Source organism: Sphingobium naphthae (genome assembly GCF_043589935.1).
GTDB lineage: Bacteria > Pseudomonadota > Alphaproteobacteria > Sphingomonadales > Sphingomonadaceae > Sphingobium > Sphingobium naphthae_A.
Map to the genome: position 1 here is coordinate 2,070,545 of NZ_CP171454.1, position 19,384 is coordinate 2,089,928.

A 19,384-nucleotide genomic window follows, 5' to 3' on the forward strand; every position below is an offset into this window, starting at 1 on the left:
GTGCCCCGACGGCCGCCGCGCAAAGCGGGCTCTGCGACGAGGTGCGATATTCCCCCCTTTAACTTTGCCGCCCGGATGGGCATGTTGACCCTGTGCAACGCGACGCAGGAGGCAGGACGGCGCATGTTCGAGGCTTTGTGGAAACGGATTTTCGGGACCAGAGCAGCGAAAGCGGAGCCGCAACGCTCCGCACCGACGGAGGAAACAGCCTATGACCCGGTGGTGGCGCTGCGCGACCAGTTGCGCCGGGACGTGCTGGGCGGCTATTTCGACGAGGACGCCATCCTGACCAACGCGCACGACCTGTTCGAGGAAGAGCTGCCCCGGCCGACGCTGCGGCGCGAGGCGTCGGCGGCGCTGCGCGCGGCGCTGGCCGAACATCGCGCGGCCGAGCAGGGCTGGACGGCGATGACCGATTGCGACCGGCTGGAACTCGCCTTCGCCGCGCTGGAGGACGAAGGGATCGTCGCGCGGCAGAATTTCACCTGTTGCAGCACATGCGGCGGCACCGAGATCTGGGAAGAGATCGAGGCGGCGCAGGCCGATGGCGTGGCGGTGCAGGGCTATGCCTTTTTCCACATGCAGGACACCGAAGCGGCGGTCGAGGGCCATGGGCTCTACATGAGCTATGGCGCCTGCGACGCGGGCGAGGCGGCGGCGATCGCCATCGGCTATCGCATCGTCGCCCAGTTGGAGGCGCACGGGTTGACGACCCAGTGGGACGGCAGCTGGAGCCAGCGGATCGGGGTGCCGATGAACTGGCAGAAGCGCCGCAGCGTCGTCCTGCTGGAAGAGTGATCCGGCGCCAATGAGCCGCCGGGCGAAGTTCACACGATAATCGCTTTTTCGGCCCGAAGCGACCGCTTCGCGCCCGGAACGCGCCCGCGAAGCGACACGGACGCGGCACCGAAGCGACAGCCCGCAAGCCCTCTCACGCCTGCCGGAAGCGCAGGCGTTCATCGGCGCGCGGCGGGCGCTGCGCCGACCGCGACGCGCGCCTCTTGCCAGGCGAGCGGATCGGCGGCGAGCCGGGCGTGGAGCGCCAGCGCCTCTTCCCAATTGCGATCGAACGGCGTGCCGGCCAGCCGCTGGCGCAGCCGGTGCGCGCTGGAGCGCGACATGCCGACGGCGCGCGCGGCGCGGCCGACGCTGCCGGTTTCCATCAGGGCGGCGAGGAAGCGGCACTGGCGCGCGGGCGTCCAGTGCGCGCGGCGCCCCCGCGCGGGCGAGGGCGCGGGGGGAGAGCGGTGAGTCTGCGTCTGGTCCATGGACCAGGATGAACCAGAGCCGGGCCGAATAGGAAAGGTTTTTCTTCGGCCGCGCCGACGGGCCCGCAGGCGAGCAGGGAACCGATCGCGCAAATCGTCGGTTCCCGATGCATCGGGCGGATTGCAGGAAGGCGCGGGGCATGAACCAGCCGACAGGATGGATACCCTATTGCGGGGCCGCGCCGGCGCCGGCGGAGCTGTGGGCGCGCTGGAACCTCGATCCCTGGCTGCTGCTGGCCCTGGCCGGCGTGGCGATCGCTCTGTGGCGGCTGACCCGGACGCCGCATCAGCAGCGCGCGCTGCTGGCGGCGATGGCGCTGCTGCTGATCCTGTTCGTCTCCCCTTTCTGCGCGCTGACGTCCGCGCTGTTTTCGGCGCGGGCGGTGCATCATCTGGTGCTGACCGCGATCGTCGCGCCGCTGCTGGCGCTGGCGCTGCCGGTGCGGCGGGTGCCGGGCGGATGGGCGGCATGGACCGGCATCCATGCCGCGACCTTCTGGCTGTGGCATGCGCCGCCCGTTTATGAAGCGGCGCTGTCGAACGATGCCATTTACTGGTTGATGCAGGCCAGTTTGACGCTGACCGCGTTGGCGCTGTGGCGCGCGGTGCGGGCGGCGCCGGTCACCGGCGGCGTCTTCGCGCTGCTGGCGACGATGGTGCAGATGGGGCTGCTGGGCGCGCTGCTGAGCTTTTCGGGAACGGCGCTCTACGCCCCCCATTATATCGGCCCGATCGCCTGGGGCCTCAGCCCGATCGAGGACCAGAATCTGGCGGGCCTCATTATGTGGGTGCCGGGCGCGGGCTTCTATTTGGTCGCGGCGCTGATGCTGATGGCCCGCTGGTTTTCGCAGGAGCAGAAGGCACTCGCCGCATGAGCGTGGTCGGCGCGGTGCAGCGCTGGGCCCGCGGCCATACCGAGCAGAGCCGCTATTCGCCGGTCGGCATCGCCTTTCACTGGATCATGGCCTTCCTGATCCTGTTCCAGCTTGGCTGGGGCTTCTATGCCAGCTGGGTGCCGGCGGGCGGCGACAAGCTGTGGGCCTATCAGGTGCATAGCGCCGCGGGGCTGCCCGTGCTGGTGCTGGCGCTGGGGCGGCTGGGCTGGCGAATCCTGATCCCCGGCCCGATCAACGATGCGGACCGGCAGGGGTGGCAGACGCAGATCGCCTATGCGATGCATTATGTCTTCTACGCCGCCTTTTTCGGGCTGCCGCTGAGCGGATGGGCGATGTGGTCCTCCATCGCCGCGCCCGGCCCGCTCTATCTGGCCGGATTCATTCCCTGGCCGCAAATGCCCTTCGACCAGATGCCGCTGACGCTGCGCTGGTGGATCCTGGACGCGGCCGAGGATGTCCATCTGCTGCTGGTCGTCACCTTGCTGGCGGTGATCCCGCTGCATGTGGGGGCGGCGCTGAAGCATCATTTCTGGGATCGGCACGATGTGCTGCGCGGGATGCTGCCGGAGATTCCGGATATGGAGGACCCCCGGGAAGAGCCGCCGCATAGGCCGCCAGAGCCGCGCCCTCAGCGGGAGACAGCGCCCGGCTGATGCGCCGCATCACCCCTTCGGGATCGTTGCGCCGCGCGCTGGCGCGCCACTGCGCCATCTGGTGCGCCAGATAGGCGGCGGGCTGGCCGGCGAGCGGCGGATTGGCGGGGCCGACACCTTCACCCCGGTCGCCATGGCAGATGGCGCAGGCGGCCAGCCCCCGCGCGGGATCACCTTGCTGGTAGAGCGCGGCGGCAGCGGCATCGACCGGAAGGGGGGCCGGCGCGGCGGCGGTCGTGGGCCGGAACGGCAGGGCGGCATAATAGGCCGACACCGCATCCCATTGCGCCGAGTCGAGCTTGCGCGCGATCAGTTCCATTTCGGGATGACGGCGGCGGCCGCTGGCATAGGCTTCGAGCTGGGCGGCCATATAACCGCGATCGAGCCCGGCAAGGCGCGGCGCGCCCGCGCCATTGCCGCGTCCGTCGATCCCGTGGCAGGCGATGCAGGCATAGGGCGCGCCCGCGTCGCCGCCGCTGAGCGCGATCATTTCGCCACTGGCGATGAAATGGTCCGCCGAGCCGCGCTCCACCGAACCGCAGCCCGCCAGCATCAGCCCGGCCATGAGAGACAGTGGGAGGGAAATCGCGCGCGCAGACATGCCGTCGCGGAACCGATGGGGCGCGGCAACGGTTCCCAAGGCCGAGCGCTTTATCCGGAAGGGGGGATCATTGCCGGACGTCCACCTGTTGCTGCCTGCATTGCTGTTGATGCTGGGCGCGTGCAAGCCCCCGCCGCACGAAGACCATGCCATGCCGCAAGCCAGCGCCGCGCGCGGCAAGGCGCTGATCGCGCGGGCGGGCTGTGGCGCTTGCCACGCGATACCGGGCATAGGCTGGCCGCAGGGGAAGGCCGGGCCGTCGCTGGCGGGGTTCGCCAGCCAGGGGCTGATCGCCGGGCGCTTGCCCAACCGGCCGGACATGCTGGCCGCCTTCGTCCGCAATGCGCCCGAAACGCTGCCGGGCTCCACCATGCCGGCCATGCCGCTGAGCCCCGCCGAGGCGCGCGATGTCGCCGCCTATCTCTACGCGACGGGCGGGCAATGATATGAACGTCCAGTCCATCATCCCCGTCTTCGATCCCGCCGGCCCTTATGCCGGGTCGATCACGACCCTGTCCTGGGTGCTGATCGCCATGGCGGCGGGCGTGTTTGCGATCGTGCTCGCCGCCCTGTGGATCGCCCTGTTCGGCAGCGCCCGGCTGAAGGCGCGGCTGGGCGGGCCGGTGCTGGTTTGGGGGGGCGGGATCGTCTTTCCGGTGGTCGTGCTTACCTTGTTGCTGGTCTATGGCCTCAGCCTGACGCGCAACCTGACCGCGCCGGTGCCCGAAGGCGCGATGCGGGTGCGCATCACCGGCGAGATGTGGTGGTGGCGCGTCGCCTATCTCGACCGGCAGGGGCGCGCGACGATGACCGATGCCAACGAACTGCATATCCCGACCGGCCAGCCGGTGCTGCTGGAGCTGGAATCCAATGATGTCATCCACAGTTTCTGGGTGCCGCGCCTGTCGGGCAAGCTCGACATGGTGCCCGGACGCCGCAACCGCCTGCCGATCCAGGCCGACCGGCCGGGCGTCTATGCCGGGCAGTGCGCGGAATATTGCGGCGGGCCCCATGCGCTGATGGGCTTTGTCGTCGTCGCTCATGCGCCCGCCGACTTCGCCGCGTTCATGGCGGCGAGGGCCGCGCCCCGCAGCGCGGCGGCGCGCGATGGCGCGGGCGCTGCGCTGTTCCGGCAGAGCGGCTGCGCCGCCTGCCACCGAATCGCGGGGACGGCCGCCAATGGCGCGGCGGGGCCGGACCTCACCCATGTCGGGTCCCGCCGGTCGCTGGGCGCGGGCATATTGCCCAACAACAAGGGCACGATGATCGGGTGGATCGGCGACAGCCAGTCGATCAAGCCGGGCAATCGCATGCCATCCTACAAGATGCTGTCGGCGCAGCAGCTCGACCGGCTCGCCACCTATCTGGACGCGCAGAAATGACGTCGGAGACGGGCTTCGACCCCGCGCTGCTCGACCAGTTCCCGATCCGCGCGCCCCGTCCCGAGGGCGAGGTGGAGGAGCTGGAGCGCATCTGGGCAGCGCCCAAGGGGCTGGCGCTGCTGACCGCGGTCAACAATAATTATATCGGCTTCTTCTACGTCGCCACCGCCTTCCTCTTCTTCCTGCTGGCCGGCCTGCTGGCGCTCGGCATGCGGGTGCAGCTGGCGTTGCCGCTGCAGGGCATTTTGCCGCAGGACACCTACAACCAGTTCTTCACCATGCACGGCACGGTGATGATGTTCCTGTTCGCGGTGCCGATGGTGGAGGCGATCGGCGTCATGCTGCTGCCGCAGATGCTGGCGGCGCGCGACCTGCCCTTCCCGCGCCTGTCGGCCTATGCCTTCTGGGCCTATTTCGTCGGCGGCCTGTGCTTTTTTGCCTCGCTGTTCGTGGGACTGGCGCCGGACGGCGGCTGGTTCATGTATCCCCCCTATACCAGCATGGCCTATTCGCCGGGGATCAACGCCGATTTCTGGCTGCTGGGCATCGGCTTCATCGAGATTTCGGCGATCGCCGGCGCGATCGAGATCATCGTCGGCGTGCTGCGCACGCGCGCGCCGGGCATGACGCTGGCGCGGATGCCGGTCTATGCCTGGGCGATGCTGGTGTTCGGGGTGATGATCATCATCGCCTTCCCCTCGGTTATCCTCTGCACCCTGCTGCTGGAGATCGAGCGCGCGTTCGACTGGCCCTTCTTCGACCCCACGCGCGGCGGCGACGCGCTGTTGTGGCAGCATCTCTTCTGGTTCTTCGGCCATCCGGAAGTCTATATCATCTTCCTGCCGGCATCCGGCCTGGTGTCGATGATGGTCGCGGCCATGGCGCGCACGCGGCTGGTCGGCCACAGCTTCGTGGTGCTGGCCTTCCTCGCCACCGGCTTCATCAGTTTCGGCGTGTGGGCGCACCATATGTTCACCACCGGCATGCCCAATTTGTCGGTCGGCTTCTTTTCCGCCGCGAGCATGGCGGTAAGCGTGCCCGCGGGCATCCAGGTCTTCGCCTGGATCGGCACGCTGGCGGTCGGCAAGCCGCGCTACAATGCCCCCACCCTGTTCATGGTCGGCGGGCTGATCATCTTCGTCATGGGCGGGCTTACCGGCGTGATGGTGGCGATGGTGCCGTTCGACTGGCAGGCGCATGACAGCTATTTCATCGTCGCACACCTCCATTATGTGCTGATCGGCGGGATGGTGTTTCCGCTGTTCGCCGCCTTCTATTACTGGACGCCGATGACGAGCAGCCGGGCGCTGAGCGAGCGGCTGGGCCAGTGGAGTTTCTGGCTGATGTTCGCGGGCATGCACCTGACATTCCTGCCGATGCACCTGACCGGCTTCATGGGCATGCCGCGCCGCGTCTACACCTATCTGCCCGACCGGGGATGGACGCTGATCAACATGATCTCCACCATCGGCGCCTTCGTGCTGGCGGCGGGCGTGCTGGTGTTCCTGTTCGACCTGGCGCGCAACTTCCGCTTCACCGTCGATGACGATGCCGGCAACGTCTACAAGGGCGGGACGCTGGAATGGCTGCCGACCGGCCTTTATTCGACGCGCAGCATCCCCGTCGTGCGCAGCCGCGAACCGCTGTGGGACGACCCCGCCATCTGCGAGGATGTGGAAAAGGGCCGGTATCTGCTGCCCAATGCGCCCACCGGCCAGCGCGAGACGATCATCACCAGCCCGCTGCGCGCCGAACCCGAATATCTGCAGATCATGCCCGGCCCGTCGGCCTGGCCGCTGCTGGCGGCGGTCTTCACCGCCGGCTTCTTCCTGCTGCTGACGGTGCAGGCCTATGGGATCGGGTTCGTGAGCGGCGTCATCGCCATAATGTGCGTGCTGCGCTGGCTGTGGGACACCGACCGGGTGGTGAAGGAGGAAGAAGTGGATGTGGGCGGCGGCATCCTGCTGCCCACCTATGTCACCGGGCCGCGCAGCCATGGCTGGTGGGCGATGGTCATCCTGCTGATCGTCATCGGCATGATCTTCGTCATGGGGCTGTTCGGCTTCTTCTATCTCTATGGCGTGCAGCCCGATTTCTGGACCGCGCCGGCCGGCTGGGAAGGCGCGGCGGTGGTCGTGCCGCTCTACGCGCTGGCGGCGGGGCTGGCCTGGCTCGCGCGCGTCATGCTGGCGCGCGAAGCGACGCAGCTCTGGACGCCGGGCGTCCTGTATCTCTGCGCGGCGGTGGCGCTCACCGCATCGGTAGGCGGCGACATCCTGTTCTGGCAGGCTTCCGGGCTGATGCCGCAGGATAGCGGCCAGGGCGCGACCGTCTATGTCCTCCTGGCGCTGGAGGCGATGCTGGCGGGGATCGCGCTGCTGATGGCGGCCTATCTGTCGGCGCGCAACAGCCGGGCGATGATCGTGCGGCCGCGCAACAACAGCATGGACCTGTGCGTGCTCTTCCTGCTCTACGCCGCGGCGCAAGGCGGGCTGACCGCCATCGTCACGCGCGCGTTCGGAGGCTGACCGATGCGCGCCTGGTTCCTGCTGCTGGGTGGGCTGGTCGTATGGACCATTCATTTCTTCGCGCTCTACGCGATCGGCAGCATCTTCCTGACGACGACGCTGGGCCGGGCGCTGACGCTGCTGATGACGATCGCCTGCCTGGCGGCCGCGGCCGGCGTCGGCCTGATCGCCTGGCGCGCGGAGCGGGACGACGCGCAGGCGCGCTGGATCCGCGTGGTGAGCCTGTGGGGCGTCGCGCTGAGCGCGATCGCTATTTTGTGGCAGGGGCTGGTGGCGCTGCTGGTCTGAAGCGGTATTTCGCGCCATGAGCCGCATGGCAAATTCCGGTCGCGAGCAAAATGCCTGAAAGGATTGCTCGCGAACTGCGAGGATCCATTCGACTATTCTCCTGCGGGAAACCGACAGCAGAACAGCCGGAAGCGCCCCTAGGGCGATCCTGTTTCTTTCAACATGACATGCGGACAGAAAATGGCGGAGACGGAGGGATTCGAACCAAAATCTCTATATACCTGATTCAACTAACTAAACTGTGGAATAAGTTGCCATCGTGCCCCGCTGCGTGCCCCTATATCTGCAAGGTATTTTTTTGCAAGTTGGCCGACTGAATAAACATCGACGGGACACAGTCTCGCTGATATCTCTCCGTCATATCGGGCACCACCCCCATCGGTCCATCACTAAATAACTACTGCTGCCCGCCGACATCACGCGCGACCGTTGAAAGCGATGATGGAAGCCAACCTACGCTCGACGAGCGCGATAGCGTGGCGGCACCTAAGGCAGAAGCGCAATGCGAGCAGGCGCTGCGCCGGTCAGGCCCGGCGCGACATGCTGCCAGCGGCGTGCCGCGCAAGTAAAGACGCGTTGCGTAGCCTTGGCTATCCGCCACCGGCTGACCCGGCAGCGGTCCCCGCGTCCATGCGCGTGAAGCGGCTGGTGGTCGTCTGAACGGGGCCGGCGGCGGGCGCGAACGGCGATCTTTGCGGAGGGGCCTTGCCGTCTGATCGCTTGACCATCCCGGCTCCGTGAAGACCATTGAGTGCCACATCAATAGTTTTCGCCCCGCGCGCCTTCTGATCAAATTCTCGCAGATTGTAGTTGGGGCCGACTGATGCACTTAACTGAGACGCACATCCTCTCAGTAACCGATTGCCATCCTGAAATGGCTATGCATCGCCTCACGGCCCCTATCCATGCTTGGCGGTCACGCCGCCATCAGTTCGAAGGGCGACCAGCATGCAGCCGAGGATGTCTCGAAGAAGGTGACGCTCTGCTCCGAGAGACGGATGATCTGTCGAGGCTCGATGGCGACACGTTCGCCGGCGTGCACCATCCAGATCAGGCTTCCCTCCGGACAGTTCGCCCGCGCCAGGAGGGACGTTGTGTCGATCATCTCGGCGTCGATGCCGAGAAGCTGCCCGTCGATGTCAACGATGTGGCGAAGTCCGATGTCCGAGAAACCCATTTGCCGTCTCCTTCTTCCGATGAAGACACTTTCGCACGCGCAGGTGTCAGAAGCTGTCACCCCCGTGCTCGCGTAGAAGACAAATTGCATTCACAAGCGTCATCTCCTGGACGGTTCTGCAGGGTGTCTCGAGAAGCAGGGGGCTCGCGAACACCGTCGCGGACACCTGTGCACGGGATACCGCCACATTGATCCTGTTGAGGGAGAAGAGGAAGTCGATATCGCGAGGAAGCTCCTCGCCGCTCGACGTCGTCATCGAAACCAGGCAGACCGGGGCCTCCTGTCCCTGGAACCTGTCCACCGTGCCGACGCGTACAGCGGGAGGAAGGGCGGTCCGCAGCGCGTTCACCTGCGCGTTGTAGGGCGCAACCACAAGGATGTCGGCGTGTCCCACGATGCGCTCAGATCCGTCGCGCGCCCTGTAGGTCGATCCAACGATCTCGCCGATGTGGGCGAGGATGGCGTCGATCTCCTCGGGGCTGACCTGCGATCGTCCGGTATGGGGCACTACCCTGACGCCAGCACCAACCAGCGAGGCGCCAGAACGTGAGCGCAGAACCTGAAGGCCCGCGTCGTAGTCCGAATGGAGCCTGCCCTCGTAGACAGCCGACGAGATGAAACCGCACACCATGGGATGCATGCGTCGGCTGACGGGCATGAATATGCCGCGGTCACCAGGCACCACGCGGTGCTCGCCGATGAGATGCTCAAGGCACGACTTTCCGCTGCTGCCGGGATGCGTGCCCTGCAGCGGCTGGGGTAGCTGCATCGGATCGCCCACGAGGACGAGGTTCCGTGCGGCGCGCGACATGGCAAGGATATTGGCGAGGGAGACCTGCCCTGCCTCATCCACGAAGAGATGGTCGAAGGCGGGCGCGTCGTAGCGCGCGAAGTGCCAGGCCGTGGCGCCGACGACCTGCGCGCTCTGGATCTCGGGCGCGTCATTGTCGCGAACGAGGGAAATCCCGGAGACGTCGTCGTCGTCCCCATCGTCGTTCGCCTTCTGCGCGATGCGGCATCGCACGCCCTCGGCGGCCGCTCGTGCGGCGACGGCCTTGAGGAGGTTTCCGATTGCCTTGTGGCTGTTGGAGGAAACCGCGACGCGTTTGCCTGCGCGCACGAGATCGAGGATCGCGAGTGCGCTCACATAGGTCTTGCCCGTGCCCGGCGGGCCCTGGATGGCGAGGGTCGTGTCAGCCATGTCGGCGATCGCGGCGCTGGTCTGCGCCGGGAGGTCCCCGTCCCCATTGACGATGCCGCCCGGGCGGAGACCCCCGCGAAACTGCGGGGGGCTGCGGGTAAGCAGCTGCTCGACTGCCCGCGCCTTGCCAGTGTTTTGGACAATCTCGTCAATGACCGCGGCGACCGCATTGCGCAGGGTGCCGTTCTGGATGGGCTTTCCAGGAATGAGGTCAAGCGTGTCGGGGAGGGCGCCCTTGGCGGTCGAACGGCGCAGGACGAGGACGCCGGCCTCTGTGTCCACCTCGCGGAGATCGACATCCTCCGGCATGGCTGCCGGCTTGACGCAAGGCTTCTTGCCTGCTCGCAGCTTCGTCTCCTGGGGAGGGAAGCGGTAGGTGCGCTCGAACGACTTGGCCGTGACCTTGACGGGCGGCCCCATCGCGACCAGCCCCTGGATGCACTCGAGGTCGTCGATCAGCTCGTCGCTGTCCTGCGCGAGCCGGTCGAAGATCGCCCACCAGGCCGGCTTGTCCTCGCGCTTGTGGAAGAAGGCGAGATCGAGGAGGAGGTCCGCCACCTTGTCGCCGAGTCTCGCACGCACGGGTTCCAGGCGGCGGCGGAGAATCTCCACCTCCTCGTCCTCCGCCGCGACGTTGGACAGCGTGCCGGCGGCGGGCACCTCCCCTAGCCCTGGCCAGGGCATCCCAGCGGGGCGCACGTCTCGAACAAGCCAGTCGCGCAGCAACTGGGTCGATATGCAGTCGGTGCGATTGTAGTCGTGGATCTTGTCCAGGAGCTCGCTGTCCCCGGTCTCACGCCAGTTCTCGTAGAACACTACACTGGCTCCGGCGGTCGCAACGTCGGCGTCGCGCTTCTCCATGTAGAAGGCCTCAAGATCCTTGATCGAGTATCCCTTCTCGGACGCGACGAGCGCGCCGGAGACCACCTTGTAGAGGTCTACGAAGCGACGCTCCCGCTGAAGCTGATCCATAGCGGCCTCGCCGACGCGGTGGGCGGCGGTGAGGCGGCGAAGCGCCGCGATCTCGTAGTTGGCGTAGTGGTAGATGCGCGCCCTCGGATATGCACGGAGCCGCTCAACGAAGAAATCCAGCAGGTCGGCAACCGCCTTGCCCTCGGCAACCCGATCGTGCGCCCAGAATGCGCGGAAGGCCCATTCGCCGTGGTCGCGGAACCAGACACCATGGAGATACTCGAGCCCGCCCTCATAGTAGGGGTCGCCCTCGATGTCGTAGAAGAGGTCGCCGTCGTCAGGCTCAGGTAGCAGGCCGAAGCCCTTGCCCGGCTCGAAGTCGCGGAGTTCGAAGCCCGGCGGTCCACCAGCGCGGCGGCTCCTCTGCAATTTGGCCTGCGTCGCCAGGCGCGCCTGCACGTCCGGAGCGAGCCTCGGTATCCGCGTCTCGACGTCGGCGAGGGCGGAGAGCGTCGTGATGCCATGCGCCTCCATCTTGCCGCGCTGCGACCGCGTGATGCCGGCCACAAGGGAGAGGCTGTCGTCCCGTTCCCACTCCTCGCGGCAATGGTCCTTCCATCTGCACAGGGTGCATCCGGACACTGGGTCCGGGCGGGTCGCCGGACGTTCGAGGAGGAATGTCTCGAACACGGATCGGGAATGGCGCGCATAGGATGCAACGTCCGCAAGGCGGATGGAGAAACGGCTGCCATCGCCCAGCTGGAGATGGGCCTGCTCGGGTCTGACCTGCTGGACGTCGGTCAGAAGGTCGGAGTAGAGGGAGAGCTGTAGGACGTGCTTGGGATCGGGCCGGCGCTTCAGCTTAGTGTCCACCACCTCATAGGACCAGGCGCCGAGGGATGACGGCGTCTCGACCCGCTCGAGGAAGTCGGTGTAGCCGCCCCACGCGCCGCCAAGCAGGGCACCCTGGAAGATGACGTCGGGTCCTTCCTTCATGGCCTCGATGGTGAGGTCGACAGAGCGTTCGAGCGGGATGCCAGCCTTGGGGATCTCGGCTACGGACCGGCCTGACTGCCGCAGGCTGTCAAGGAAGGCCAGTTCGTGCGCGTCGCCCTGCTTCTGCAGCAGCAAGGCTTCCTCCCCATCCGCCGCCGGCACGATGTCTCCCGTCTCCATGTAGCGCAGATCCAGCGTCGTCGCGTGCCGACAGCCCTTGAACCGCATCAGGTCCGAGGCCGAGAGTCGAAGACTTCCATCAACATTCCGCATGGCGTTCCCCTTCCACGCTACCTATGACACATATGGGTGACAAAATCTGTCGGGGTGAAGACATGGCTTTCTCCAAGGCGCAGGAACTGCTCAGACTCGCGATGATGGCGACGGCCCGTCGCGGCGTAACGCTGGACGATATCGTCGAGGAGTTCGGCTGCTCGGAGCGAACTGCGCAGCGCATGACCGGGGCCCTGATGGCGGCCTTTCCCCAGACCGATCCGTCGATCGGCGAGGACCGTCGTGCGCGGTGGACGATTCCTGCACGCGCCATCGCGCCACTGCTCACGCCCTCGTCGGAGGAACTGGTCGCTCTTGCCGAGGCCATCTCTCAGCTTGAGCATGCCGGCCTGCCAAAGGAGGCGGCCCATGCTCGCAGCCTGGAGCGAAAGGTTAGGGCGCTGATCCCGCCTGAGCGCGGTACGCGGCTGGAGGTCGACAAGGAGGCGCTGCTCGAGGCGCTCGGGCATGCTGCTCGACCCGGTCCGCGGCCAGCCGCCCGGGAGGAGGTGCTCGATGCCATCTACGAGGCGATCAAGGGCCTCAGCCTGCTGCGCATCATGTACCGCCGCCGCGACGAGGACGAACCGCGCGAGAGGATCGTGGCCCCTCATGGCCTTCTGCTCGGCGTCCGCCGCTACCTCGTGGCTCTTGATACGGCTAAGGGGCCGCATGGAAGACTGCAGCACTACAGGGTGGAGGAGATCTACGAGGCCGAGGTGCTGGCCGACTACTTCGAGATCGATCCGGACTTCGATCTCAAGCGTCACGCGGAAAGGGGTTTCGGCTCCTACGAGAGCGAGCGGGAATTCTGCGAGGTTGTTTGGCGCTTTCGACCCGACGCTGCGGCGCACGCGCGGCGATATGTATTCCATCCGACGCAGATGACGGAGGATCTCGAGGACGGCTCGCTCATCGTGCGCTTCAATGCCTCCGGTTTCCTCGAGATGACTTGGCACCTCTACTCGTGGGGCGACGCGGTCGAGGTGCTGGCGCCGGACGAACTGCGCGAGATGGTGCATGATCACCGGCGTTCGTTCGCGGCTCTGCCCTGACGCATCGTCGCTGTGGATGAAGGCCCGAGAGGAGCTGGACACCCGACGGACGGTCGACAAGTGGGAAGCGGTCGCACCTCAAGTGACGAAAATCACAAGTCTCCTCTTGGCTGACGTAATCCGGGCGACGTGGGTCGCAAACGCCGCCCGGCGCCGCTCCCGCAGGACCGACTGCTCGATCATTGTCCGTCAGGGCGTCCCAAAGCTATCCGGGAATTTCCCGGTTGGCCCTCATGCGTTGAGAGCGATGAGTTGCGCCAAGCCGTTCACGCCCGTCTTGGAGATGATCGACGCCCGGTGGTCCTCCACAGTCTTTGGGCTGAGATTGAGCAGGCCTGCGACCACCTTGTTGCTGTGTCCCTGGACGAGCAGTTCGAATACCTGTCGTTCCCTTGGCGTCAGCGTTGCGGTTCGCGCGATCTGGCGCCTCCGCTGGTGGGACCACTGGACCCCCTCCCTCACCGCAGCCAGAAGGCGATCCTCATCCAGCGGCTTCTCGAGATAATCCAGTCCGCCGTAACGCCGGACGGAGTCTACGGCATTCGCGGTAGTCGGCCACGCCGTCATGAACACCAAGGCGCTTGCCGCATCCAGCGCCCTGATCCGATCGGCGAAGGCGAAGCCGTCGAGGTCACCCATCATCACGTCTGTCACGATGCAGTCGGCGGGGGCGGCGGCGTAGACGTCAAGCAGCATGACAGGGTCAAGGAAGGGTTCGGCCTGGTAGCCGCTGCGCCGAAGCAGCCGCGCAACGCTCGCGCCGAGGTCGCGATCGTCATCGACCACGTAGACCCGCTGCACTTCGTCCATCATTTCAGGTCCTTCTTCAATGGGAGTATGATGGCGGCCCGCACTTCTCCGGTTTCGGAGATCTCGCGGGTGAGCGCGCCGCCGTGCGCTTCGACGATCGCGCGCGACACCAATGTCCCGACACCCATTCCAGCCTTTGGCAGTATGTCTGCGCTGTAACGATTGAGGACCAGGATCTCGACCCGATCCTCTCGCACGGTGGTTGCGACCCGCACCAATCCGTCGCCTGTCGCCTGGATTGCGTTGCGCAGAAGATTCATGAGCGCTTGGGACAGCTCGACCTCCTGCGCCATCACGACGAGGTCCGGGTATATGGTGTCGATGATCAGCGTCACCCCACTCACCTTTGCCTCCGGCTCGATCATTCCCGCAACGGCGTCGATCAGCGCCGTCACCGGCAGGGGCGTGGGCTCGTCCACAGAGCGGCCACCATAACGGCGCAGCCGCCTCACTAGGTCGGACAGTGTGGCGGCCTTGCGGTCTATGAGTGCGGCGCTCTCTGCGATCTCGGTATCGGCATCTGCGGTGATCCCATGCAGATGCCGGGCCTCGATCGCTAGCGTGGAGAGCGGCTGGCTGATCTCGTGGATCACGGCGACTGACATGGCGCGGAGGGTCTTGAGGCGCTCCGCTTGGAAGAGCAGCCTATCGCGCCGCTCGACATCGATGCGCGCCTGCTTCTGCGCGTCGGCGAAGCTACCGGCAAGATAGCCCACCACCACCACGGTCGCGAGCCCGAGGTGAAGCTGGAGCCGAGTGCCGGTCTCCATGTCCGCCGCACTATGGGGAAGGACCAGCAACGCTATTGCAAGGAGAGACAGCCATGCCGCCGCGCGACCGAAACGCAGGCCCGTCCAGGCTACCGCCAGGACGGCCGGCATCGGCTGGATGCCAAGTCCTACGCGTCGGAGCAGTTCGGTTGAGAGCAGGGCCAGGATGAGCAGGGCGCCTCCCTCGACAATGGCTTGCCATGGAAAGGTGGCGGCGGTCAAGTGCGGCACGGAGCGGCGGGTAGCAGTGACGTCAGCGATCCAGAGCAGCGGCGGTGCGACGATCAGGACGCCAAGGAGATCGCCGACGGTGAATGCTGCAAGCGACGTGATAACGTCATGGACTGTCTGGACATCGGTGAGGTCGGGCCGGCTCAGCGCCTGCGGAATTGCGGTGAGCGCGGCCACGTTCGGGGCCGCGACGGCCGCGAGGCCGAACGGCATCGGCGGCGTCAGCAGGTTCGCCCGGGATCCACTCGCTAGCCAGCGGATGATGCCGACCGTCACCCCGTAGGCTACGACGGGACGCACGATGCCTAGAAGGATCGTCGGCCAATCGGGCGACATGAAGGTGAAGACGCCCTTGGTCAAATCGACCAGTAGCTCGGTTATGGCGATCGCAGGCGTTAGCCTGGCGCCACAGTGCCAAAGAAGAGCGAGGCGGAGACCCGCCGCTGGATACCAGAGCGAATAGAAGCCTGCGCCTCCCCAGAAGCCGGCGACCCAGTGCGCCACCCAGAACCCTGCGGCATAGAGCACCAGAAGCAGACACTGTTCAGCATCTGGTAGCCATGCCCTGACATTGCGGAGGAGGGTGGAGGAAAACACCATGCCTTCCCCTTACAGTGCGGCACCCTCTCACAAAGCCGGAAAATACCCGGATCTTTTTTGACGATGTCACCGATGGACCGGATCTGTAAGTCGGGAATGCGCAAAGTTGATGCGCTGGTTGGTAACGACAGGCAATCCCCCAGCATAACTCACCCAGGCACGCCTCTTCCGTAGGAATTCAACCACAGGATATTTCCCGGATGGTTGAAATACTGACTTTCTATCATCTCATGACCCTGTGATCGCCTGAAGTTCAAGTGACGGGGTTCGCATTCTACTCAGTTCTGGGGGTTTCATGCCATACGGTTCCAAATTCATTCTTCCGGTGCTTCTTTGCACCTCGCTGGCCGCATGCGGCAGCGGCGATCAAGCTGCCAACGGTGCCGAAACGGCAGCGGCTGATGTGGACGTCCGCAACACCGCGCCGGAAATCACGTTTGCGGGTGAGAGCGAATACATCGCCAAAATGGCGGTTGATCCCTCGCTGGCCAAGACGTTGGGCATGGCGGAAGGTAAGATCGTCGAGTTCAAGGACTTCGGCGTATACAGCTACGACAACTCGAGCTGGGAGAAGGGCGGCGACCTGTCTCTTCTCAATGACTACTCTCTTGGCATGCAGACAAAGATCGACTGTCAGCTGTCGCCGGGAGATGGTGACGCATTCATGAAAGACGCGACGCGTCGACACGTCAGGATCAGGGGCGTCATAAAATCATTCTCTTCAAGCGGTGGGCTGACGATTAGTCCCTGCGTGACGGGTTAGCAGGTGTGAAGGGCGTCGTTTCATTGCCATGCTTCCTTGCAGCAAGCCGACCTTTGCTCATGGGTGCACGCCCACTCTTGTGGCGTTCACACAATAGCTGGAGATCGACGGTTTCAAGATGCACCGCAGTCGAGGTCGATCGATTCAAGCAGGATCAACCCGCCTGACGTCGAGCATATCGAAGTCGACGCGCACCCCCACGACGCGGACCCGTTGCCCGACGAGATGACGGTAGCGGCATGATGTGTCCAGACGCCAGCGACCGCCTTCGTCGATCTTCAGGACGGGATAGATGCCTTGATCCAGCAGGATGCCCTCTTCCTCGTGGAGTGCGCCACGCGGCATGTCATCGCCTCCCAGGCTTGAGGAGGGGGGCGGAAGACGGCTCGAACAATTGGTTGAGAAAGGCGGCTATCCGAATCCCGCCTCGCTTAAGGCGATCGTCGATCTCGGAGCGGTGCTGATAGGCATAGTTCCAAGACAGATCGGCGTTCTCCGGATAGATCGTCTTGCGAAGAGCGATACTCTCATGGATCCAGACGGATGGCGTCGGGTCTGTCCACGCGATCATCTGCTCCGGCGTGATTGAGCGCGAGAGCCATCCAGCATATTCCGAATAGGACAGCGCGCGCTGCTCGATCATACCGGAATCCCAGACCGAATGTAGGTTCGATGCCTTGCCGAACCATGTCACCTTGAAGTCATTGCCGCCGCGATCATCGCCGCCGCCCGCATGAAGCGGCTGATGGAGGTCGCCGATGATGTGGACGATGAAACGCAACGCAAGGCGTTTGTCATTTATCGAAGCCTTTGGATCGCGCAGCGATGCGGTAAAGCGGGTCAGCGCAGTTATCGCGTCGCCTTCGGTGGGAGCGTCGGACGCCTGATACTTATCTCCCTGCCGGACCGTGACATAATGCCATGGGCTCGCCTGCTCCTGCCAGAAGGGTGCCGGATTGGACTTCTGATCGTCCGGCCATGTGGCAGCTTCCGCCAGATCCTCATTGCCCAGGAGGATATGAACGTTGGCGCGGGCCACACCGCTCAAATTTTCCTCTGCAATTGCACCTGTGATCCTGTGGCCAGTTGGTCCCCAGGCCAGTGCGGGTGCAGAAAGGGTAAAAGCAGCAAGAATGAGGAGAGGTTTATGCATGACAGCCTCATGCCTTCCGGACGTGAAAAAGCAATGCTTCCATGTGGCTGCAGGGCCGGGGGGACGGGAACCCAAGCCTACCGGCCAATCTGTATGGCGCCGCGTTCAGACCAACATACTCGTCGCGGCCGCCGTGCCGTCTTGCCCGACCAGGACGCGGTCTGGTGCGGATCATCAGATCTTGGATCGCAGCAGGTCTTCCAGCCGAACAGGGGCATAGTCCTGCGCATCTACACCGATATCGAACTGGCGGGGCATGGGCTTCAGCTTGCCATGGCTGTGGCCGTGCAAATTGATGGACCCGCGATGTTGACCGCTCCACGATCGAAAGGGGTAGTGACATAGAACGAGCCTGTGATCGGCGGTTTCAATTTCGGCATAATGGTTCACGCTGGCCCATATGTCGGCATGAGCGACGACGTCGTCATCGTTATTGCCGCGCACCAGATGTTTGATACCGTTCAGGCTCTGAACGCGCGAGATCTGTGCCGCTCCTCGTGCGACATCGCCAAGGTGCCAGACGGTATCGTCAGGACGGACCACCTCGTTCCAGCGCATCGAGATATGCGCATCCATTTCGGCAACAGACGCAAACGGGCGCTTGTGGATGTTGATCGTGCGGTGATCACCAAAGTGAGTATCAGCGGTAAAGAAGATCGCCATGAGGGCTACGTCCGTGAATGTGCGAGAACAGCGGCCAGCCCGACCATGGCGATCATCATCTGCGGCGGCCTTATGCGTGCAAAATGGCCGGGCGCATTGCCAGCCTTCGCGGCGTGAGCGTCGAACATTGCAACCAGGGCATAGCCCGCAATCAGAACGGCCAGCGCGAGGCTGAAATGGTCCGCCCAATGCAGCAGCAGCGCGACGCCTGCTGGCACGAAGTAGAGCAGCATCGCCGCGATCGCCGCAGGAGTTGATGCTGCTGGAGCCCCGAACCCGAAGCCGCGCCGCACCCCCGCGACAAACGCGAGTATCAGGGCGCCCCAAAAGATGACCATATCCCGCGCAAGACCTGGCCATGGCGGTGGCATCAACCAGACGCCGACGGCGGCGGCGAGGAAGGGCAACATCGGTCCATAGCCGAATATCACGCTGTCGAGCGGCACCTTGTCCTTCGGTCGTGACAACGACAATTCTCTCATCCGGGTGCCAGCGCGGTCGCAACAGGCGCGGATGGTGCAGCCTCACCGCGCGAATAGGTGCCGATCAGCACACCCGCGCCAAGCACTTTGCCGGTGATCGCCTCGATGAGGTCAGAGCGTCCCGGATCGTCTCCTGTTTCGACAGGCGCGTTCAGCGCGAAAAGTTGAAATACATAATCATGATTGCCATGATCTGTGGGTGGATCGGGCGGCAACCATGCGCGCGCTCCATAGCTGTTGCGGCCAACAAGGGCGGCAAGCGGGCTGTCCTCAGCTATTTTGCCTTCCCCGATGCGGCCCTGATCCGCTGGTATGTTCAGGACCAGTGCGTGAACGAGCGGGTTAGGGGCGGGGGCATCGGGATCTTCTACGATCAGCGCAAGGCTTGTGGTGCCTTCCGGCAGGGTGGCCCAGAGAAGTGGCGGAGACACGCCGTCGCCATCGGCGGTGAAGCGGTCGGGCAGGCGGGCTCCAGCTGCGAACGCCGTGCTGGAAAGGTCGATCATGGGTGTATCCGGGTTGACCCCCGCCTTCATGAACGCCAGCTTCTCATGCCCCGCTCGGACATTGGAGAAGAGCTTTCCCATCCAAGCAGGCACATGTTCGAGCATGAACGATTTCCTCCGTTGACGAAGGAGAAGCGCTACGAGGCCGAAACCGTTCCCTGTGCGGGGGGAGACAA

19 protein-coding genes and 1 pseudogene are annotated in these 19,384 nt (G+C 64.9%); 9 read left to right on the forward strand and 11 right to left on the reverse strand.

Features of this window, described 5'->3' with window-relative positions:
• Positions 1-75 precede the first annotated feature (75 nt).
• Positions 76-798: a DUF6891 domain-containing protein gene (locus ACGGKE_RS10270; RefSeq protein WP_394437557.1), complete on the forward strand. Its 723-nt coding sequence runs from the start codon at positions 76-78 to the stop codon at positions 796-798.
• Between the two features lie 158 nt (positions 799-956).
• Here ACGGKE_RS10270 and ACGGKE_RS10275 read toward each other — a convergent pair whose 3' ends face one another.
• Positions 957-1,268: a LysR family transcriptional regulator gene (locus ACGGKE_RS10275; RefSeq protein ID WP_394437559.1), complete on the reverse strand. Its 312-nt coding sequence runs from the start codon at positions 1,266-1,268 to the stop codon at positions 957-959.
• A 140-nt stretch (positions 1,269-1,408) separates the two neighbouring features.
• Between ACGGKE_RS10275 and ACGGKE_RS10280 the strand changes: the two genes are divergently transcribed.
• Positions 1,409-2,143, forward strand: coding sequence for a cytochrome c oxidase assembly protein (locus tag ACGGKE_RS10280; protein WP_394437561.1), 735 nt, complete (start codon positions 1,409-1,411; stop codon positions 2,141-2,143).
• Positions 2,140-2,817 carry a cytochrome b gene (locus ACGGKE_RS10285; RefSeq protein WP_394437563.1) on the forward strand — a complete coding sequence of 226 codons (678 nt, stop codon included), beginning with the start codon at positions 2,140-2,142 and terminating at the stop codon, positions 2,815-2,817. The genes ACGGKE_RS10280 and ACGGKE_RS10285 overlap by 4 nt, the downstream gene beginning before the upstream one ends.
• 13 nt (positions 2,818-2,830) lie before the next feature.
• On the opposite strand, the pseudogene ACGGKE_RS10290 reads toward ACGGKE_RS10285, so the two are convergent.
• Positions 2,831-3,571: pseudogene (locus ACGGKE_RS10290) on the reverse strand (c-type cytochrome); the annotation flags it as partial.
• Here ACGGKE_RS10290 and ACGGKE_RS10295 point away from each other — a divergent pair.
• From ACGGKE_RS10295 to ACGGKE_RS10310, 4 genes are read left to right on the forward strand one after another with little or no spacing between them, the layout of a single operon-like run.
• On the forward strand, positions 3,489-3,863 hold the full coding sequence (locus tag ACGGKE_RS10295) for a c-type cytochrome (protein ID WP_228164986.1): 375 nt from the start codon (positions 3,489-3,491) through the stop codon (positions 3,861-3,863). The pseudogene ACGGKE_RS10290 and the gene ACGGKE_RS10295 sit on opposite strands and share 83 nt — an antisense overlap.
• 1 nt (position 3,864) lies before the next feature.
• The gene (coxB, locus tag ACGGKE_RS10300; RefSeq protein ID WP_394437566.1) at positions 3,865-4,800 is read left to right on the forward strand and encodes a cytochrome c oxidase subunit II; all 936 of its coding nucleotides are present in this window, start codon (positions 3,865-3,867) and stop codon (positions 4,798-4,800) included.
• Positions 4,797-7,328 carry a cbb3-type cytochrome c oxidase subunit I gene (locus ACGGKE_RS10305; protein ID WP_394437569.1) on the forward strand — a complete coding sequence of 844 codons (2,532 nt, stop codon included), beginning with the start codon at positions 4,797-4,799 and terminating at the stop codon, positions 7,326-7,328. The genes coxB and ACGGKE_RS10305 overlap by 4 nt, the downstream gene beginning before the upstream one ends.
• A gap of 3 nt (positions 7,329-7,331) precedes the next feature.
• A complete protein-coding gene (locus ACGGKE_RS10310; protein WP_394437571.1) occupies positions 7,332-7,616 on the forward strand; it encodes a hypothetical protein in 285 nt (94 codons plus the stop codon).
• A 916-nt stretch (positions 7,617-8,532) separates the two neighbouring features.
• On the opposite strand, the gene ACGGKE_RS10315 is transcribed toward ACGGKE_RS10310, so the two are convergent.
• On the reverse strand, positions 8,533-8,793 hold the full coding sequence (locus ACGGKE_RS10315) for a hypothetical protein (protein ID WP_394437573.1): 261 nt from the start codon (positions 8,791-8,793) through the stop codon (positions 8,533-8,535).
• Between the two features lie 46 nt (positions 8,794-8,839).
• Positions 8,840-12,175: a TM0106 family RecB-like putative nuclease gene (locus tag ACGGKE_RS10320; RefSeq protein ID WP_394437575.1), complete on the reverse strand. Its 3,336-nt coding sequence runs from the start codon at positions 12,173-12,175 to the stop codon at positions 8,840-8,842.
• A 32-nt stretch (positions 12,176-12,207) separates the two neighbouring features.
• On the opposite strand from ACGGKE_RS10320, the gene ACGGKE_RS10325 reads away from it, so the two are divergent.
• Positions 12,208-13,230 carry a helix-turn-helix transcriptional regulator gene (locus ACGGKE_RS10325; protein WP_394437577.1) on the forward strand — a complete coding sequence of 341 codons (1,023 nt, stop codon included), beginning with the start codon at positions 12,208-12,210 and terminating at the stop codon, positions 13,228-13,230.
• Between the two features lie 231 nt (positions 13,231-13,461).
• Here ACGGKE_RS10325 and ACGGKE_RS10330 read toward each other — a convergent pair whose 3' ends face one another.
• Both ACGGKE_RS10330 and ACGGKE_RS10335 read right to left on the reverse strand, forming a co-directional pair.
• Entirely contained in the window at positions 13,462-14,040 is a 579-nt protein-coding gene (locus ACGGKE_RS10330; protein ID WP_394441892.1) for a response regulator transcription factor, read from the reverse strand.
• Positions 14,040-15,641, reverse strand: coding sequence for an ATP-binding protein (locus tag ACGGKE_RS10335; protein WP_394437579.1), 1,602 nt, complete (start codon positions 15,639-15,641; stop codon positions 14,040-14,042). Before ACGGKE_RS10335 ends, ACGGKE_RS10330 begins: the two co-directional genes overlap by 1 nt.
• A gap of 295 nt (positions 15,642-15,936) precedes the next feature.
• Between ACGGKE_RS10335 and ACGGKE_RS10340 the strand changes: the two genes are divergently transcribed.
• Positions 15,937-16,404: a hypothetical protein gene (locus ACGGKE_RS10340; protein WP_394437581.1), complete on the forward strand. Its 468-nt coding sequence runs from the start codon at positions 15,937-15,939 to the stop codon at positions 16,402-16,404.
• A gap of 144 nt (positions 16,405-16,548) precedes the next feature.
• Here the strand turns inward: ACGGKE_RS10340 and ACGGKE_RS10345 are convergent, their stop codons facing one another.
• The 5 genes from ACGGKE_RS10345 to ACGGKE_RS10365 form a co-directional block, all read right to left on the reverse strand.
• A complete protein-coding gene (locus tag ACGGKE_RS10345) occupies positions 16,549-16,749 on the reverse strand; it encodes a DUF5818 domain-containing protein (protein ID WP_394437583.1) in 201 nt (66 codons plus the stop codon).
• Position 16,750: 1 nt separating this feature from the next.
• The gene (locus ACGGKE_RS10350) at positions 16,751-17,557 is read right to left on the reverse strand and encodes a S1/P1 nuclease (RefSeq protein WP_394437585.1); all 807 of its coding nucleotides are present in this window, start codon (positions 17,555-17,557) and stop codon (positions 16,751-16,753) included.
• A gap of 174 nt (positions 17,558-17,731) precedes the next feature.
• A complete protein-coding gene (locus tag ACGGKE_RS10355) occupies positions 17,732-18,220 on the reverse strand; it encodes a metallophosphoesterase (protein WP_394437587.1) in 489 nt (162 codons plus the stop codon).
• 5 nt (positions 18,221-18,225) lie between these two features.
• The gene (locus ACGGKE_RS10360; RefSeq protein ID WP_394437589.1) at positions 18,226-18,702 is read right to left on the reverse strand and encodes a DUF3429 domain-containing protein; all 477 of its coding nucleotides are present in this window, start codon (positions 18,700-18,702) and stop codon (positions 18,226-18,228) included.
• Entirely contained in the window at positions 18,699-19,313 is a 615-nt protein-coding gene (locus ACGGKE_RS10365; protein WP_394437591.1) for a YbhB/YbcL family Raf kinase inhibitor-like protein, read from the reverse strand. Before ACGGKE_RS10365 ends, ACGGKE_RS10360 begins: the two co-directional genes overlap by 4 nt.
• Between the last annotated feature and the right edge of the window lie 71 nt (positions 19,314-19,384).

Coding starts and splice junctions, on each gene's coding strand:
- ACGGKE_RS10305 (WP_394437569.1), top strand. CDS start 4,797: ATGACGTCGGAGACGGGCTTCGACCCCGCGCTGCTCGACCAGTTCCCG.
- ACGGKE_RS10280 (WP_394437561.1), top strand. CDS start 1,409: ATGAACCAGCCGACAGGATGGATACCCTATTGCGGGGCCGCGCCGGCG.
- ACGGKE_RS10310 (WP_394437571.1), top strand. CDS start 7,332: ATGCGCGCCTGGTTCCTGCTGCTGGGTGGGCTGGTCGTATGGACCATT.
- ACGGKE_RS10350 (WP_394437585.1), bottom strand. CDS start 17,557: ATGCATAAACCTCTCCTCATTCTTGCTGCTTTTACCCTTTCTGCACCC.
- ACGGKE_RS10365 (WP_394437591.1), bottom strand. CDS start 19,313: ATGCTCGAACATGTGCCTGCTTGGATGGGAAAGCTCTTCTCCAATGTC.
- ACGGKE_RS10320 (WP_394437575.1), bottom strand. CDS start 12,175: ATGCGGAATGTTGATGGAAGTCTTCGACTCTCGGCCTCGGACCTGATG.
- coxB (WP_394437566.1), top strand. CDS start 3,865: ATGAACGTCCAGTCCATCATCCCCGTCTTCGATCCCGCCGGCCCTTAT.
- ACGGKE_RS10355 (WP_394437587.1), bottom strand. CDS start 18,220: ATGGCGATCTTCTTTACCGCTGATACTCACTTTGGTGATCACCGCACG.
- ACGGKE_RS10285 (WP_394437563.1), top strand. CDS start 2,140: ATGAGCGTGGTCGGCGCGGTGCAGCGCTGGGCCCGCGGCCATACCGAG.
- ACGGKE_RS10330 (WP_394441892.1), bottom strand. CDS start 14,040: ATGGACGAAGTGCAGCGGGTCTACGTGGTCGATGACGATCGCGACCTC.
- ACGGKE_RS10315 (WP_394437573.1), bottom strand. CDS start 8,793: ATGGGTTTCTCGGACATCGGACTTCGCCACATCGTTGACATCGACGGG.
- ACGGKE_RS10340 (WP_394437581.1), top strand. CDS start 15,937: ATGCCATACGGTTCCAAATTCATTCTTCCGGTGCTTCTTTGCACCTCG.
- ACGGKE_RS10325 (WP_394437577.1), top strand. CDS start 12,208: ATGGGTGACAAAATCTGTCGGGGTGAAGACATGGCTTTCTCCAAGGCG.
- ACGGKE_RS10345 (WP_394437583.1), bottom strand. CDS start 16,749: ATGCCGCGTGGCGCACTCCACGAGGAAGAGGGCATCCTGCTGGATCAA.
- ACGGKE_RS10275 (WP_394437559.1), bottom strand. CDS start 1,268: ATGGACCAGACGCAGACTCACCGCTCTCCCCCCGCGCCCTCGCCCGCG.
- ACGGKE_RS10335 (WP_394437579.1), bottom strand. CDS start 15,641: ATGGTGTTTTCCTCCACCCTCCTCCGCAATGTCAGGGCATGGCTACCA.
- ACGGKE_RS10270 (WP_394437557.1), top strand. CDS start 76: ATGGGCATGTTGACCCTGTGCAACGCGACGCAGGAGGCAGGACGGCGC.
- ACGGKE_RS10360 (WP_394437589.1), bottom strand. CDS start 18,702: ATGAGAGAATTGTCGTTGTCACGACCGAAGGACAAGGTGCCGCTCGAC.